This is a genomic window from Hydrogenophaga sp. GW456-12-10-14-TSB4, assembly GCF_059424305.1.
In genome coordinates this window covers 18,250-34,754 of record NZ_JBWKZH010000061.1, presented here as the reverse complement: position 1 = coordinate 34,754, position 16,505 = coordinate 18,250, and the positions used below count along the sequence as shown (strand labels likewise).

Here is a 16,505-nt window from a genome sequence, read left to right as displayed (position 1 = left end):
GGGCCGGGGTGGGCGGTGCCATTTACATGACTTTACGTGACCCGAAAGCCCGCTTCACACAGGGCTGACACGATGAGGGGCTCCGGCGCCCGCCGCTACACTGAAAACCATGAACGCTCCCCTGCTGATGATTGAAGACGACAGCCGCCTGGCGCAGATGGTGGTGGAGTACCTGGGCCAGTCGGGTTTTGACGTGACCCACGCCAGCGACGGCGAGGCCGGGCTGGAGCAGCTCCAGCTCATGCTGCCGCAGCTGGTGATCCTGGACCTGATGATGCCCGGCATCGATGGCCTGGAGGTCTGCCGGCGCATCCGCTCGATGCCGGGCGAGGCCGCGCGCGTGCCGGTGCTGATGCTCACGGCCAAGGGGGACCCCATGGACCGCATCATCGGTCTGGAGCTCGGCGCCGACGACTACCTGCCCAAGCCTTTCGAGCCGCGCGAGCTGCTCGCGCGCGTGCGCGCCGTGCTGCGCCGCCGCGGCGAGCCCAGCGGCAGCGCGGCCGTGTCGCGTTCCACGCCGGTGCTGCGCTTCGGCTCGCTCGACATCGACCGCGATGCCCGCACCGTGCAGGTGGCCGGCCAGCCCTGCGAGCTGACCTCGTACCAGTTCGACCTGCTGGTGGCGATGGCCGAACGCGCGGGCCGCGTGCTCACGCGCGACCAGATCATGGAGGCGGTGCGTGGGCGCGAGCTGGAGGCCTTCGACCGTTCGATCGACGTGCACATCGGGCGCATCCGCAACGCCATCGAGGCCGACAGCAAGGACCCCAAGCGCATCCTCACGGTGCGCGGCGTGGGCTACGTGTTCGCGAAGCAGCAGGAATGAGTTCACTCTTCGGCTCCCGGCTCTACATCCGCATCTGGCTGGCGGTGGTTGCCGCGGTCACGGTGCTGACGCTGGTCACGGGCTGGCTGTGGCAGCAGGCGCTGGACGAAGACCGCGCCGAGCGCGAGGCGCGCGTGACCCGCACGATCATCGTGCGCGACGGTGCGCGCGAGATCGTGGGCCAGGCCCCCGCGCGAGCGGTCAGCATCCCGGGAGAAGGCTGGGAGTTCGAGGTGGAGATGAAGGACGGGCAGACGCTTTACGTGCTGCTGCCGCGGCCGAACCGCCCGTCCGGCGGCAACAACGCGGGCCGCCGCGCGCCTGATTGGTTCCAGACCCCGACCGGCTTTGCCTGGCTGCTCGGCCTGGTGGCTTTCGCGGTGGCCCTGGGCGCCTACCCCATCGTGCGGCGCCTGACCAAGCGCCTCGAAGCGCTGCAGAAAGGCGTGGAGCGCTGGGGTGACGGCGACCTCTCCACGCGCCTGCCGATGCAGGGGCAGGACGAAGTGGCGTTCCTGGCCACCCGCTTCAACGCGGCGGCCGAGCGCGTGCAGACCCTGCTGCAGTCGCACAAGGCCCTGCTGGCCAATGCCTCGCATGAACTCCGTTCGCCGCTGGCGCGCATCCGCATGGGGCTGGAGCTGCTGGGCACGGACAGCGCGCGGGCCGCGCAACGTGCCGAGATCGCGCGCAGCATCGAGGAGCTGGATCAGTTGATCGATGAAATCCTGCTGGCCAGCCGGCTGGACCTGATCGATGCGCGCGATGCAAGCGCACTGGGTCCGACGGAAGAGGTGGACCTGGTGGGCCTGGCGGCCGAGGAATGCGCGCGCACCGGTGCCGACCTGGAGATCGCGGCCGGCACCGCGCCCGTGCTGGTGCACGGTCAGGCCCGCCTGCTGCGCCGGGTGCTGCGCAATCTGCTGGAAAACGCGCGGCGCTATGGCCATGTCGGCGCGGGAGGCGATTCGCAGGTGCGTCTGAGCATCCATGCGCCCACCAGCGTCCTCGGGCAGGAGACGCCGCGCGTGGCGCTGTGGGTGGAAGACCGGGGCCCCGGCGTGCCGCCCGAGCAGCGCGCGCGCATTTTTGAGCCGTTCTACCGCCTGCCCGGCGCCAGCGAACGCGAAGGCGGGGTGGGGCTGGGGCTGTCGCTGGTGAAGACCATCATCGAGCGCCACGGAGGCCGCGTGCGCTGCGAGGACCGCCCCGGTGGTGGCGCCCGCTTCGTGGTCGAGCTGCCGGTGTGAGGCACCGCTGGTCTGCGCAGGCTGCCGTTGATCCCGCAGGCAGGAATGTCGGCGGCAAGACACTTCCTTGATTTCCGGGGACTTTTTTGGGTTTTATTGCCCAAGAAAACATACCCATTCCCACAAATGGGGGATGGTCGAAAGCGGGGTCACGGCGCACAATTCGTGACGTTGCTGTCACAACCTCAGAACAACGGATCCGGCAAACAACTACGTCATGAAAAACGTTTGAATCTGGTCTCCCAACGACGTCCCTTCAAGGACTTTCAAAAGCCACCTTCCGGTGGCTTTTTTTTGCTCAGTGGCGAGCCGATTCGAGTGGGGTGCCTGGCGAGGAGTGCAGCCAGTCGACCACCTCGCCGGCGGGTTGGTAGCCCTGCACGCACACCTGCAGCAAGGCCCGCACGGTGGCCACGTCGTTCCGTTCCATTGCCTCTTCCAGCGACGCCAGCAGGGTTTGCAGCTCGTCCCAGGGCAGCAGGTCTTCCTGCGCTTTCATGATGCGCGCGTGCTGCGTGGGCTGGGGGTTGTCGCCGATCAGCAGCTCCTCGTACAGCTTTTCGCCCGGTCGCAGCCCGGTGATGTGGATCTCGATGTCACCGGTGGGGTGCTGCTCGGTCTTTACCTGCAGGCCCGAGAGTTCGATCATGCGCCGCGCCAGGTCGATGATGCGCACGGGCTCTCCCATGTCCAGCACGAACACGTCGCCGCCCTGCGCCATGGCGCCGGCCTGGATCACGAGCTGGGCGGCCTCGGGGATGGTCATGAAGTAGCGCGTGATGTCCGGGTGCGTCAGCGTGATCGGCCCGCCGTTGCGGATCTGCTCGCGGAACAGGGGCACCACCGAGCCGCTGGAGCCCAGCACGTTGCCGAAGCGGACCATGGCGAAGGTGGTGCCGCTGCCTGGCTCGGCCGCCAGCGCCTGCAGCACCATCTCGGCCAGGCGCTTGCTCGCGCCCATCACATTGGTGGGGCGCACCGCCTTGTCGGTGCTGATCAGCACGAAGTTGGCCGCGCCGGCGGCCTGTGCGGCCCGGGCGCACACCCAGGTGCCCCAGACGTTGTTGCGCAGGCCCTGGACCGGGTTGTGCTCCACCAGGGGCACGTGCTTGTAGGCCGCGGCGTGGTACACGGTGTCGGGCCGCCAGGCCTGCATGATCTGGCCGATGCGGGCTTCGTCCTGCACCGAGGCCAGCAGGGGCACCAGTTGCACGTCGGGTGTCCCGGTGTCGGACAACGCGTCCAGTTCGCGGTGGATCTGGTAGAGCGCGAACTCGCTGTTTTCCACCAGCAGCAGCGTGTGCGGCGCGCAGGCCGCGATCTGCCGGCACAGCTCGCTGCCGATGCTGCCGCCCGCCCCCGTGACGGCCACCACCTTGCCGTGAATCAGCCGGTGAAGCAGCGCGGTGTCGGGCGTGACCGGGTCGCGACCCAGCAGGTCTTCGATGTCCAGCTCGCGCACATCGCTCATGGTCACGCGGCCCGTGGCGAGGTCGGACATGCCGGGCAGGGTGCGCACGTGCACGGGCAGGTGGCGCAGGGTGTCCAGAATGTCGAGGCGGCGCTGGCGCGTGATCGAGGGCAGTGCCAGCAGCACGTCCGTGACGCCGAGGTTGGGAATCAGCTGCACCAGCTCGGCCGGGTCGTACACGGTGCGGCCGTCGAGGCTGTTGCCCTGCAGCTCGTCGTCGTCGTCCAGAAACCCGAGCAGGCGCTGCTCGCTGCCGCGCGCGAGCGCCGCGGCCAGCTGCCGGCCCGCCATGCCCGCACCGTAGATCAGGATGCCCGGCAGGTGCTCGCGTTGCAGCATGGTGCGGTACAGGCCACCGAGCCAGTAGCGCACCACCACGCGGCTGAACCCGACGGTCACCAGCAGCAGCAGGGGCTGTATCACCCCCACCGTGCGGGGCACGCCCGGGACGCCGATCACGGTGAACACCGTGACATAGAACAGGGCGTACAGCGCCATCGCCTGGGCCAGGCTGACCATGGCATTCCAGCCGGCATAGCGGAAGATGGCGCGGTACAGGCCGAAGCGGATGAACAGGGGCAGGGCGATCAGCACCGCACCCATGATGGCCAGGCTGTGGGCGGGTGTCAGCTGGACCCAGTGCTCCTGGCGCAGGCACAGCGCGATCCAGACGGTCAGCGCGCACAGCGCGATGTCCACCAGCACCGCCGTGAGGCGCTTGGCGGCCCGCGGCATGTGCAGAAGCGTGGCGGCGGCTTGGCCTCGATGGTCCCTGTTGTTCATTCTTTTTAGTGGGCCACGCCGTCGCGGCGCAGCACTTTGACAAACGTCATCCAGAGTATCCGCAGGTCGAACCACAGGCTGCGGCGCTGCAGGTATTCTGCATCCAGCGCCACCTTCTGGGGTATCGGCAGCTCGTCGCGGCCGTTCACCTGGGCCCAGCCGGTCAGGCCGGGCACGAGCTCATGCACACCTTGTTGCGTGCGCAGGGCGATCAGGTCGTCCTGGTTGAACAGCGCAGGGCGCGGCCCGACAAAACTCATGTCGCCCTTGAGGATGCTCCACAGCTGGGGCAGTTCGTCCAGGCTGCTCTTGCGCAGGAACGGGCCGATGGGCGTCAGGTACTTGCCCGGGTCGGTGAGCAGGTGGGTGGCCACGGCCGGAGTGTCGGTGCGCATGCTGCGGAACTTGGGCATGCGGAAGAGGCGGTTGTGGCGGCCGACGCGGTCGCTCCAGTAGAGCGCCGGCCCCGGGGAGGTGAGCCGGACGGCCAGCGCCACCAGCACCACGGGCACCAGCAGCACGACGCCGGCGCACAGTGCCAGGAGCAGATCAACGCAGCGTTTCATCGTTGCACCCTGTCTGCGGCAGCGCGCCGCAGTCCTTCGTCGACACCGATGGGCGGTGTCCAGCCCAGCGTTTCGCGCGTGGGGGTGATGTCGACCTGCAGGTTTCCCAGCAGGCGCTGTGCGACCGCCTTCTTGCCGACGAGCGCGGCACCGAGGTGCAGCAGCGAGGTGGGCACGGGCAGCAGCCTGGCCGGCCGGCCGACGGCTCGACCCATGCGGCGGATCAGGTCGGTGGTGGAGAGGTCGTCGCCGTCGCTGACCAGAAAGGTCCGGCCGGCGGCCGCGGGGTGGTCGATGCAGGTGAGCAGCAGATCGACCAGGTTGTCCAGCGCCACCAGGCTGCGGCGGTTGTCGGTGGCCGCACCCAATGGCAGGGGCAGGCCGCGCGAGACGGCGCGCATCAGGCTCGCGAAGTTGGCCTTGACGCCGGGTCCGTACACCAGGGGCGGCCGGACGACCACGACCTCCAGACCGGTTTCCGAGCCGACGCGGTGCAGGCCCTGTTCGGCTTCCATCTTGGACACGCCGTAGGGGTCCTGCGGCGAGGGCCGGTCCATCGCCGTGAAGGGCCGGCCGGGCTCGGAGTGTTCGCCGTTGACCTTGATGCTGCTGAGAAAGATCAGCCGCCGTGCCCCCGCGCGCGCGGCGACGCGCGCCAGGGCCAGGGTGGCGGTGGTGTTGGCCGAGCGGTACAGCGCAGCCGGGTCGCCCGCCTGCTCCTGCATCACATGCACGCGCGCCGCCAGATGGATGACCACGTCGCAAGCCAGGCCGGCGGCGGTGTCCCAGGCCGCGGCGTCTTCGAGCTCGGGCAGGATCTGTTCGCCGGGCAGGCCGCTGGGCCGCCTCACGCCCGCCACCACCTCGTGGCCGGCGCGCCTCAGGGCCTCGCACAGCGCGCGGCCCACGAATCCGTTGGCACCGGTGACCAGGACCTTCATTTGACGACCAGTTCGAGCAGCTTCGCCGGGTATTTGGACAGGATCTTCAGCAGGTTGGTGCGGATGCCGTTTTCCCGGCAGGCCCGCAGCACCTCGCGGTTGAGCAGCAGCTTGGAACGAAAACCGGCGGTGCTGGCGCCACCGGTGCGCATGTTCACCAGCACCTCGGGCAGGTGGCGGTAGCGCAGGCTCTTGTCGGCAAACGTCCTGGCGATGAAATCGAAGTCGCCGGCGATGCGGTAGCTGGTCTTGAACTTCCCCACCCGTTTCACGACCTCGCGCCGGATGAACAGCGCAGGGTGGGCCGGCATCCAGCCGTAGGCCAGCCGCTCGGGGCTGAACCGGTCGGAGCGGTAGCGCCGCACCACCTTGTGGGGGGCGTCGGGGTGGAAGAACGCCACGTCGCCCATCAGCACATCGAGTCGATGCTCGTGCATCTCGCGCGCCACGTGGGCCAGCACCTCGGCCGACGCGTATTGGTCGTCCGCATTCAGGAAGCAGACGATGTCACCCTGGCACAGGGCCAGGCCCTTGTTCATCGCGTCGTAGATGCCTTTGTCGGGCTCGCTCACCACCTGCGCGAGCTGCGGCCGGAACCGGGCCAGGATGTCGGGCGTCCCGTCGCGGGACGCGCCGTCGATGACGATGTGCTCGATGTGGGGCCAGGTCTGGTCCGCAACCGACTGCAGGGCGTCCGCCAGCGTGCCGGCGCTGTTGAAGCACACGGTGATGACGGAGATGGTGGGGGCCGCGGGGTCGGACACGGTGATGCCGATCGTCAGTAGCGGACGAACCGCCGCGCGATTTCCTTGGCCCACATCGGGACAAGTTGCTGGATCAGGCGCCGGCCTCTTACCCGGGCGGCGGGCTTGATACCGCCCTTGAACCCCGGGCTGACGGCCGAGACCTCCGCCAGCCTCGCCGCGAGATCGCGTTCATAGACGGCGTACACCTCGCCAGGCTCCGCGCATTCCGAGGTGTAGAAGGTCGAGAGGCGATCGAACTTCCCGTTCTCGAGCAGCTGGAACTGGTGGAAGTGGTAGAAGATCAGCGGGCTGCCGTCCACCGTGATGCCGCCGGCCGCGTCGGTGCCGAAGGTGTACTGCGAGTAGTTCCACGGTGCGATGCCGGCCCCAGGGTGCTGGAGGATGTGGCACGACGGGTAGCGGTCGGGCCATTCGTCCAGGTATTTCTGGTCGCCCATGCGGCCTTCCTCCAGCCGGTAGTAGCACCACTCGATGCACTGCGCCCGCCAGCGCGACAGGCAGGCCATGCCCTCCTCGTCGCGGCGGAAGCTCACCCATTCGACGCAGAAGCGCCCGTTGACCTCGCGGTCCTGCAGGCGGGGGCTGAAGCGGTGCTCGATGATGGCGATCGAGCTGTCGCCGATCTCGTCGAACAGCGGTTGCACCGATGAGTAGAACAGCAGGTCGGCATCGAGGTAGGTGAGGAAGTCGATGCCCGGGTTGTGCTTCAGCACATAGGTGGGCAGGCAGGGCGAGAGCGTCCAGCAATACTCGGCGACGCCGCGATCCTTCTTCGCTTCCAGCAGCTCGTCGTCTTCCAGGTCGGACAGCGGGATGCAGGTGATGTGCGGCAGCGCGAGCTGCGTCAGGATCGTCTGGGTCTGCGCGTCCATGCACAGCACATGCACATGCGCCCCGGGGCAGTGGCGGGCGAGGCTCCTGAGCATCGCCACCCCCTTGAGGAGGTAGTTGCTGTCGAACAGCGTGCAGAAGTGGCGGGGGGTCATGGTGCGATTTTTCTGCACACGTAGGTGCGATTGGCCGTGCCCACGCCATCGTGGACGGTTTCGTCCAGCGTGTAGGTCGCGATCAGTTCGAGGCCGCTGGCGGCCAGCAGGGCCAGGAACTCGGGCTCGTTGAAATGGATTTCCACCGTCTCCACTCCGTAGGCCTGCTTGCGGTAGTACTGGTTGGGCTGCCCGAGCACCATGGGGGTGCGGTGGAAGACGGCGTACTGGCGGGCCACGCGCGCCGTCTCGGCGACGGCCGCCTGGTACTCCGGAATGTGCAGCAGGCAGCAGCCCGAGATCACGACGTCGAAGGCGTCGCGGTCGTGCTGCAGGGCGGTGGCATCCTCGACGTCGAACCGCAGGTCCGGGTAGGTCTGGCGGGCCAGCTCGATGAAGGCGGGCGAGTAGTCGCAGCCGGCGTAGCGCACGCCCAGGCCGGCGATCTCGAACACCTCCGAGTAGAAGCCGCTGGAGCAGCCGACCTCCAGCACCGACATGCCTCGCACGTCCGACGGCAGCGCGCGGAGGGCCTGGTTCATGACGTCGAACACGTCGATGGACTCACCGCGCCGGTAGGCGGCGAGCTGGGCATTCACCAGCTCGCGTTGCCGGCGCGGCAGCGCGTCGGACTGCCAGGCGTCGCGCAGGCGGGCCGCTTCGCCGGCGGCCTCCCCGGTTTTCAAGGGGACGTAGTTCGACGACACGCCGCCCGGCGGGCTCAGGCGGCTGCGCAGCCGCTTGAGCCCGGCCTTGAGCCGGGGAAAGCGGTTCAGCAGCGAACGCAGCGCGGCTTTCATGGGCGGCGCGCTCCGAGGTGCCGCTCCAGCACCGGCACGAGTTCTTCCATGCGGTGCCGGTAGGTGTGTTCGCGCAGCGTGCGGGCCTGCCCGGCGCGGGCGATCGCGGCGGCCTCTTCGGGGTGATCGAGGTAGTGGCGGATCAGCTCCGCCGCTTCCTCCTGCGAGGAGTAGGCCACGACCTCCTTGCCGACCTCGAAGATCTCGCCGAGGTTGTCCTTGCGGTCCGTGATGAGCAGCGAGCCCACGCCGGTGGCCTCGTAGAGGCGCATGTTGTTGGCGTTGTTCTCGGCCACGTTGATGTGGCGGTTGAGGGTGACCTTGCTGCGCGCCAGGGCGCGGTACATGTCCAGGCCCCAGACCTCGCCGTGGTGGCGCTGGCGGATGGGGGAGTCGGCGTCCAGGCTGTCCGCGCCGTAGCCGAAGAACTGCATGGGGGTGTTGCGAGCCAGGTATTCGAGCACGGGTACCGCCTTGCCGTGGTGCCGGCTGATGCCGCCCACGAAGCTGGCCTCCACGTCCTTGGCCACGTCGCCCAGCTTTTCCAGCACCCGCGTGTCGAACCCGATGCGGAAGTACTCCGAGGCCACGCCCAGCGCGCGCAGCCGCGGCACGAAATGCGGGAACGAGGTGAGGATCAGGTCGTAGCCCTTGAGGAAGGCGTCGGGCGGCAACGGGCAGGCAATCTGGCCCACGATCAACTTCACGTAGGGCCGCAGTTTGGCCAGCACATCGGGTGGAAAGAAGCTCAGATCCTGGCAGTAGAGCACGTCGGGGCGCGACGCCTGGATCTGTGCCACGGCGATTTCGACCAGGCCCGGCAACCCGGCCAGCCAGCGGCCGACCACCGGAACGCGGAACAGCCGGTGCGGCACCTTGAGTGCCAGGGTGCTGAAAGGGACCTTGTTCTCGCGCGCCCAGGCGGCCTGCAGCGGCACGCAGTTGACGATCAGGTCCTGGGCGTCGTGGCCCATTCCGTTGAGATGGCGGCTGTAGAAGTCGGAGGTGCCGAAGCACTGGTCGGTCAGGAAGCGGCGCTGCGACTCGTACGACTGCGAGGCCAGCCCGGGTTCACGTCGATAGACCGCCCCGAGGAACGCAGCGTAGTAGGTGTCAACGATGGCAATTTTCATAGAGTTCTTTCTCGCAACTTCCGCCACAGCCGCACGATCACCAGGCGCGGCGCCAGCGTGAACCGCTCCGCGAACGAACTGGCTTCCCACCAGAACAGCAGGTTGGCGGGCAGGAAGGAGGCGGAACGCACCGAGAAGAGTTCTTCCCGGAATGACTTGGCGCGGTGCGCGTTGCCAAACTCGTTGGCGGACAGCACGGCCGCGCGCTCGCTGACCAGCAGCTTGTAGCCGGCCTTTCGCATGCGCACCGAGAGCTCGTAGTCGGCGAGGTAGTGAGGCAGCCAGCGCGGGCGCATGGCGCCCGCCCGTCGAAACGCTTCGACGGGAAACAGCACGCCACGCCCGCTGAGGGCATCCACCGCGTGCACGCCAGCGGCGTCCATCTCGAGAGGGCGGGCTTGCGGCAGGTGATCGCGCACCTTCAGGCGCCAGGTGTCCAGGACCGGGCCGATGGACAGCAGGCGCGAGGGCTCCACTTCGTCGCGAATCACGCTGCCCACGGCCGCGGGGGCATGGGCGCGCGCCACCTCCAGCAGGCTCTGCACGAAGTCGGGCGCGAACGTGGTGTCGTTGTTGACGAAAAGCACCCAGTCCGTCGAGGCGCTCGTGGCCAGGGTGTCGCGCACCGCCAGGTCCATCGCCCCGCCCCACCACAGGGAGCCGTCGCCGTGAAGGACATGGATGTCGCCCTGCTCGGCGAGCCACTCTGCCGTGCCGTCCGATGAGCCGTCGTCCACGACCACGATCCGCAGCGGTTCATCGACGACCTGATCGCGCAGGCACTGCGTGACCCGCTGGGTGAGGGCCAGCCGGTTGAAGACGGGCATCAGGACATGGACCGTCATGCCGTCTTTCCTGGAACGTCGGCACGGAGTTCGACCAGCAGGCTGTCGCCCAGGCCGACGGCATCGACCAGCCGGTTGAACGCGGCCGATGCCGACAAGGCCGCCGCGCGCGCGAAGCGGCGCAGGACCCGGACCGGCCAGGGGCGGGCGTTGCGCACGGCGGGGGCTCCCTGGGTCGAGGGCGACACGGCCGCCTCGCTCGGCTTGACGGTCCACACGGCGGAGGGCACTCCGCGCTTCTGGGTTTCGCGCATCACCCGAAGCTGAAGCACTGTCCAGATGTTGGGCGTGATCGTCCGCTGGCGCGCGACGCGGAACCCGTGCCGCGAAGCGAACTGCCGGAATCCCGCCGCGGTGAAGTGGTGCAGGTGGTACGGGACATGCCAGTTGATCCACTTGGCACCGGACAGCCTGCACCAGAGCGAGCGCCGGTTTGGAAGCACCATGACGACGCGGCCGCCCGGTGCCAGGCGGGTGCGGATGCGATCGAGCGCATCCCCCGGTTCGGGTATGTGCTCAATCACCTGGTTGAGCACAATCAGGTCGAACTGCTGTCCGGCAAAGGGTGCGTCGTGGATGCTGCCGATGTGGATGCGCAAGCCCAACTCATCCGCGATGCGCTGGACGTTGGGGTCTGCCTCCACGCCGTAGGGCTTCGCGCCGAGCGCGGCCGCTTCCAGCAACGACAGACCGCTGCCACTGCCGATGTCGAGGATGTGCTCGTTCGGGCGCACGGTGTACTGCCCCTGGTTGTCGGTTCCGGCCCACCACCGCTTGAGGCCGGCCCGAGGCAAGGCAACCCTGGCCGCTTCGCGCCGGAGATCCGCCACGTTCACGAGCTTGCGCGGGTAGTAGCTGCTGTAGAGCCCGGCCAGATCGCCTTCGCGCAGGCGAGGCACGGTCATCCAATGATCGCATGACGTGCACGCCGCCAGATGAAACAGCTCCGGCTGACCATAGCGGTCATCGAAAGCCTCCCGAATGTTGGCCTTTGCGAGGTTGCCGCACACCGGGCACGCCTCGCCTCGTTCCTGCCTATCCACATTCACCTCCAACTCGGTATTGTTCTGGCTGTTGCCTGGGTATTTTCGCCGACCCGGCGATGGCATCCGCGATGAACCCCGCCGCATCGGACGCCGCGAAATAGCGGGATGCGGCGGCGCGCATCGAATCCAGATGGCCGTCAAGCCGCAGCGATCCGGCCAGCAGATCGCGGATCGCCTGCTGCGCCGCCTGCACCGAAAACACCTCGATGGCGGCACCTTCGGCCGCGAGATCGGGCTCGTAGCGCGGCAGCGACCCGATGCTGCAGATCAAGGGCAGGACGCCCATGGCCATGGCTTCGAGCAACACGGTCGAGAAGACGCTGACCACCAGCCGGGACTCCTGCACCAGGTCGGCCATGGGCTGCTGCACGGGGTCCGAGAAGCTGACATTGGGCTGCGCCGCAAGCACCCGCCGCAGGGCCGGCGGCACGGGGTAGCTGGGGTGCTCGCGAGCCACGAACTCGGTGCCCGGGTGCTCGAGCGCGCAGTCCACCAGGAGCTGGACGAACGCATCGTAGGCTTCGCTGCTGAGAAAGGCACAGGGCGCCTGCAGGAAAAAGCTGATGACACCTTGCCCGGCCGCCGACGTCCGGGCGGAGGGTGCCGCGAGCGCGTGGCTGCCCGATACGACGAACGGTTGGGTCGGGTTGAACGGGCGAAGCAATTCGGCGAACGCCGGGCCCCACACGAACATGTGATCGAAGGCGAGGTGACGGAAGCCGGTGTGCACGTACGGCGACCAGCCCTGTTGCACGCAATAGCTCTTGATGCCCAGGTGGCGGCAGACCTCCGAGGTGACGCAATCCAGGGGGGCGTTGCCTTCGACCGCGACCACGCATTCGGGCCTCAGCGCCCGGAGGGCCGCCAGTGTGCTGTCGGCGGCCGCGAGCAAGCCGGGGAAAGGCTGCAGTGTGTCGGGGGCCAGGGCCGCCCGCAGGCTGGTTTCGGCGGGCGGCCAGGCCACCATGGGTTCACCGATGGCCGCCAATGGTGTCGCCAGCGCCGGGTCCGTGGCGACCAGATAGGCGTAGGCGCCTTCCGGCATTCTTCGCGTCACGGGTGCGAGATAGCGCGCGAACTTCGGATGCACCACATGGAACAGCACGGGCGCCCACCGATGCCCACGCGGCGCGGCGCGGCGCAGATGCCGGATGCGCCTCAGGCGGCCATACAACCAGCGCAGCGCCAGGTAGGGGCGCGAATGCGCGGGGCGTTCTTCCGGGGCCGGGGCGTTCTCCGCCCTGCCCGGGAAGCATCCCGCCAGCCGTGCCGCCGTGCCGTCCTGCGGTTCGGGAACGGTGCCGCCCTCCTGGGTCGCCACGTACCAGGCAAACAGGGGCGCCGAGTTGATCCCGTCGATGTAGAGCTGGCGCTCGACCGCGAACCGGAGGTTCAGCCCGCGGTGCTCGAAGGCGCGGCTGTTCCTGGCGACCGCATGGGCCGTGTACTGCTCGATGGCGCGGCACAGGTCACGCGTGAACGTGTAGCCATGCCGGCCCGTGTCGAATGCCAACTACAGAACTCCCGAGTGGCCGTACTTCTCGAGGCAGCACAGCGCATGGTGCGTTCCCGCGCCGTGGTTGACGTGGCCGCTCCAGATCTCGGGCACCCAGCTGAACTGGCGTTTTTCAAGGTGGCGGAACAGCGCGTCGAAGTCCAGTTCCCCTTCGCCGATCTGCACGCCTTCGCCGTCGATGCCATGCGCATCCGAAATGTGCACGTGGCGCACATAGGGCAGGACGATCTTGGCGTAGTCCACCAGGCTGATGCCCGCGTACTTGCAGTACAGCTGGGCATGGCAGATGTCGAAGGTCATGCCCAGCGACAGGGACTTGCAGAAGTCCGCCATGTCCTGAGGCCGCATGAAGCCCCATTGATGCCACTGGCCACCGAGATACCAGGGCCGGGGTGGCAGGTTCTCAGGCAGCAGGTCCACGCCGGACACGTCGACGTCGCGCAGCACATGCTCCGCCTTGGCCGTGAGCGTGGCGCAGTCGTAGTCGCCGTCGCCCAGGCTCATGCCACCGACGTGGAGAACGATCTTGGGCTTGACGCCCGGCTTGAAGCCGGGGGCCATGTCGCGGGTGCGGACGATGGTCTTTTCGAGAATGTCGACGGACTTGGAGACGATCTCACGGTTGTCGGAGCACATGTCGAACAGGTCGCGCCCGATGATCTCCGGCGCGTGCATGATCAAGGCCGACTTCGTGCTGCCCACGATCACGTCCGACGTGACGTCCAGATCGGAGCAGTGGAACTCGACGACGGGCGTCTCCAGAACCTTGTAGGTGTGGAAGTCGTGGAAGCGGCACTTGACCCCCCACTCCTTGCCGAACTTGAAGCCCTGCCATTCCGAGACCGACAGCGTCCTCTCGAAGTCCTGATCGGTGACGTAGTCGTCGGCCTTCTTGGCCCGCATGAGCGGCTTGCCCAGCGCGTCTTCCAGCCGATCCGGCGTGATCCCCTTGCCGGGGCTCATGAACTTGATGTCCGTCAGCGTGAGAATGTCGCCCACGTCCATGTCGTGCTTGACCACCAGCGACTTGGCGAACACTTCCTTGTTCAGCAGCTCGGCCTGGGTGATGACCTTCTTGTTCTCGCCCAGCATGACGCGCGCGAGCTTGAGCTGCTGCACCAGCGCAGCAAACTCGGCCGACGTGAGCGATGCCTTGTGGTCGGGGCCGAGCTGGCTCGCGTCGCGCGTGATGTGCTTCTCGATGATGGTCGCGCCCAGCGTGTGGGCGATGACGGAGGCGTCGACGCCCCGTTCGTGGCCGGAGTAACCCACCATGGGAGCCAGGGTGCTGAGCGTGTTCAGGTAGCGCAGGTTCAGCGCCTCCGGCGGGGCCGGGTAGGTCGACTGGCACAGCAGCATGGCGAATCGCTGCGAGAAATTGTCCGCAATGAACTTGGCGCTCTTGCGGATGACGGCGTCGTCCCACATGCCCGTGCTGAAGATGGCCGGGCACTTGATTTTCCCCAGGGCGTGCGAAATGAGGGGCCAGTTGGTCAGGTCGGCGGACGAGAACTTCACGGCGTCCAGATCCAGGCCGGCGACAAAGTCGGCGGAGACCTGGTCAAACGGCGTGACGATGAAGTCGACACCCAGCTGGCGCGCTTCTTCGCGCAGCACGTGGAAGTCCTCGTTGGACAGTTCCAGCGCCTGAAGCTGGGGAATCAGGTACTGGAAAGACCACTCGGCGCTGTTCGGGTCGTTCAGCAAGGACGCGACGTAGATCTCGGACAGCGTGCGTTTCTGGAACTTGACCGCGTCAGCGCCTGCGGCGGCGGCTTCGCGCATGAGGAACAGGGCTTCCTCCAGCGATCCATTGTGGTTGATGCCCACTTCGGCGATGACGTACAGGCCATCGTTGGTGAGCGATTCGATACGGGACATTCACATTCTCCAGAATGGGGTCAAGGGAGCGCCGCATAGTGCGCGATCATGCGCGCCAGCAACTCCGGCAGGGCGGTATTCGGTGCCCAGCCGAGGGCACGCAGCCTGGATGGGTCGCCCAGGATGACAGATTGAGCCTTGTCGCTTTCGCGAACAAGGTCCGGATTGACTTCAACCCGGAGTTGAAGCTGCGTAAGCCGCGCGGCCATGGCGATCAGTTCGTCGATCGAGGTGGCCGTTCCGGAGCAGACGTTGTAGACCGAGCCGGGCTCTCCCCGGGTCAAGGCCGCACGATAGGCTTCGCACACATCGTCAATGGCCAGGAAGTCGCGCCGCACGGCGGTATTGCCGGCCACGATGCCGGCCTGCGCACCGGCCGGCAGCGTCTTTTGAAGCGTGGCCACCTGCCGGCAGATCGACGGCAGCACGAAACGCTGGTCCTGCCCGACGCCGGTGACGTTGAATTGCCGGATATGGACCACCGGCAGCCCGTGTGTCTGGCTGAAATGCAGGCCGATCTGGCGCTGTGCGAGCTTGATCAGCCCGTAGGCGTCGCGCGGCTGGGGAAGGTGCGACTCGTCCACCGCGTGCTCGGGAAAGCTGCCGTACTCCGACGCGGACCCGATGGTGAGCACCTTCTGCAACCGCGGGCTCCTGAGTCGGGCCAGCGCGTCAAGAACGAGCAATGTCGCGTTGAGGTGCTGGTCCATGGCCGCCTGCACATCGCGGTTGATGGCGGGCACGAAGGACGAGCCGGAGGCGATCACCACATGCGTGGGGTCGATCCGCTCCAGCAGGGCCATCAGCTGCGGCAAGCCGGTGGGCAGGGCGTGCAGCGGCAGCGCCGCGAGTGCGGGATTGCGGTGGTGGCGGTACACCACGTCCACCGCCCAGCCCCATCGGTCGCTGGAGCTCAACGCCACATGCGATGCGATGAAGCCGCTGCCGAAGACGAGGAGCCGATGGCCCGACGAAGGCGTCATGCGCTCGCTCGCTCGAGCATCAGCATCTCGGCCACCCGCATGTCGAACGGCGTGTCGATGTCCCAGGACGCGTCTTCGTCCATGACGTGCAGCGCGACCTTTCCGCCCAGCCGGTTGCCGCCTTGCAGCAGAACGTCGGGGCGAAAGACATAGATCGAACCGTTCTCGACGTACTGCGGTGCCATGTCCTGCCGGCGCGGGCGGTGGCGGAAGTCGTAGTTGAGCGACGTGGCCTGCCCGTCCTTTTCGGCCCACAGGAACCGGTGGCTGGGCGACACCGACAACAGCGAATCGGCCTTCTGGTCCAGCAAGGTCGTGATGGCCGCGTCAATGTCCCCTGGCTGGCGCAGCGGGGAGGTGCATTGGAGGAACACCACGAGGTCCGGTCGGTACTGCCCGGACGCCGTCAGGGCGCCCAGCGCATGGATCAGCGCCGATTCCGACGTCGCCTTGTCCCCGGAAATGTCGGCCGGGCGACGCACCACCTCGGCGCCGGCCGTCTCGCTCACGCGCGCGATCTCGTCGTCGTCGGTGGACACCGCCACGCGCGACACGAGCCGGGCCTGCCGGGCCTGCTCGATGCTGTGGACCACCAGCGGCTTGCCCGCCACGTTCAGCACGTTCTTGCGAGGAATGCCCTTGGAGCCGCCGCGTGCGGGAATGATGGCAAGGACGGAAGGAAGGGTCATGATTGGGGGGCGCAGGTCG

15 protein-coding genes are annotated in these 16,505 nt (G+C 67.6%); 2 read left to right on the top strand and 13 right to left on the bottom strand.

What is annotated here, in order from left to right:
* Positions 1–109 precede the first annotated feature (109 nt).
* Entirely contained in the window at positions 110–829 is a 720-nt protein-coding gene (locus tag AC07ZS_RS23555) for a response regulator transcription factor (RefSeq protein WP_494800956.1), read from the top strand.
* Positions 826–2,079, top strand: a complete 1,254-nt coding sequence (locus AC07ZS_RS23550) for a HAMP domain-containing sensor histidine kinase (protein ID WP_494800955.1) — start codon at positions 826–828, stop codon at positions 2,077–2,079. Before AC07ZS_RS23555 ends, AC07ZS_RS23550 begins: the two co-directional genes overlap by 4 nt.
* A gap of 298 nt (positions 2,080–2,377) precedes the next feature.
* Here AC07ZS_RS23550 and AC07ZS_RS23545 read toward each other — a convergent pair whose 3' ends face one another.
* From AC07ZS_RS23545 to AC07ZS_RS23485, 13 genes are read right to left on the bottom strand one after another with little or no spacing between them, the layout of a single operon-like run.
* Positions 2,378–4,285 (bottom strand): polysaccharide biosynthesis protein, encoded by a 1,908-nt coding sequence (locus tag AC07ZS_RS23545; protein ID WP_494800954.1) that lies wholly within the window; start codon positions 4,283–4,285, stop codon positions 2,378–2,380.
* Between the two features lie 53 nt (positions 4,286–4,338).
* Entirely contained in the window at positions 4,339–4,899 is a 561-nt protein-coding gene (locus tag AC07ZS_RS23540; protein WP_494800953.1) for a sugar transferase, read from the bottom strand.
* Complete coding sequence (locus AC07ZS_RS23535; protein WP_494800952.1) at positions 4,896–5,840, bottom strand: UDP-glucose 4-epimerase family protein; 945 nt, start codon at positions 5,838–5,840, stop codon at positions 4,896–4,898. The genes AC07ZS_RS23540 and AC07ZS_RS23535 overlap by 4 nt, the downstream gene beginning before the upstream one ends.
* On the bottom strand, positions 5,837–6,604 hold the full coding sequence (locus AC07ZS_RS23530; RefSeq protein WP_494800951.1) for a glycosyltransferase family 2 protein: 768 nt from the start codon (positions 6,602–6,604) through the stop codon (positions 5,837–5,839). The genes AC07ZS_RS23535 and AC07ZS_RS23530 overlap by 4 nt, the downstream gene beginning before the upstream one ends.
* A 14-nt stretch (positions 6,605–6,618) precedes the next feature.
* Complete coding sequence (locus AC07ZS_RS23525) at positions 6,619–7,593, bottom strand: hypothetical protein (RefSeq protein ID WP_494800950.1); 975 nt, start codon at positions 7,591–7,593, stop codon at positions 6,619–6,621.
* Positions 7,590–8,393, bottom strand: a complete 804-nt coding sequence (locus AC07ZS_RS23520) for a class I SAM-dependent methyltransferase (RefSeq protein ID WP_494800949.1) — start codon at positions 8,391–8,393, stop codon at positions 7,590–7,592. The genes AC07ZS_RS23525 and AC07ZS_RS23520 overlap by 4 nt, the downstream gene beginning before the upstream one ends.
* The gene (locus AC07ZS_RS23515; protein ID WP_494800948.1) at positions 8,390–9,526 is read right to left on the bottom strand and encodes a CgeB family protein; all 1,137 of its coding nucleotides are present in this window, start codon (positions 9,524–9,526) and stop codon (positions 8,390–8,392) included. Before AC07ZS_RS23515 ends, AC07ZS_RS23520 begins: the two co-directional genes overlap by 4 nt.
* Positions 9,523–10,371, bottom strand: coding sequence for a glycosyltransferase family 2 protein (locus AC07ZS_RS23510; protein WP_494800947.1), 849 nt, complete (start codon positions 10,369–10,371; stop codon positions 9,523–9,525). Before AC07ZS_RS23510 ends, AC07ZS_RS23515 begins: the two co-directional genes overlap by 4 nt.
* Positions 10,368–11,420 (bottom strand): class I SAM-dependent methyltransferase, encoded by a 1,053-nt coding sequence (locus AC07ZS_RS23505; protein ID WP_494800957.1) that lies wholly within the window; start codon positions 11,418–11,420, stop codon positions 10,368–10,370. The genes AC07ZS_RS23510 and AC07ZS_RS23505 overlap by 4 nt, the downstream gene beginning before the upstream one ends.
* A complete protein-coding gene (locus AC07ZS_RS23500; protein ID WP_494800946.1) occupies positions 11,407–12,930 on the bottom strand; it encodes a glycosyltransferase in 1,524 nt (507 codons plus the stop codon). Before AC07ZS_RS23500 ends, AC07ZS_RS23505 begins: the two co-directional genes overlap by 14 nt.
* Positions 12,931–14,814 (bottom strand): N-acetylneuraminate synthase family protein, encoded by a 1,884-nt coding sequence (locus AC07ZS_RS23495; protein WP_494800945.1) that lies wholly within the window; start codon positions 14,812–14,814, stop codon positions 12,931–12,933.
* Between the two features lie 20 nt (positions 14,815–14,834).
* Positions 14,835–15,797 (bottom strand): NAD-dependent epimerase/dehydratase family protein, encoded by a 963-nt coding sequence (locus AC07ZS_RS23490; RefSeq protein ID WP_494800944.1) that lies wholly within the window; start codon positions 15,795–15,797, stop codon positions 14,835–14,837.
* Positions 15,794–16,486 (bottom strand): acylneuraminate cytidylyltransferase family protein, encoded by a 693-nt coding sequence (locus AC07ZS_RS23485; protein ID WP_494800943.1) that lies wholly within the window; start codon positions 16,484–16,486, stop codon positions 15,794–15,796. Before AC07ZS_RS23485 ends, AC07ZS_RS23490 begins: the two co-directional genes overlap by 4 nt.
* Positions 16,487–16,505 lie beyond the last annotated feature (19 nt).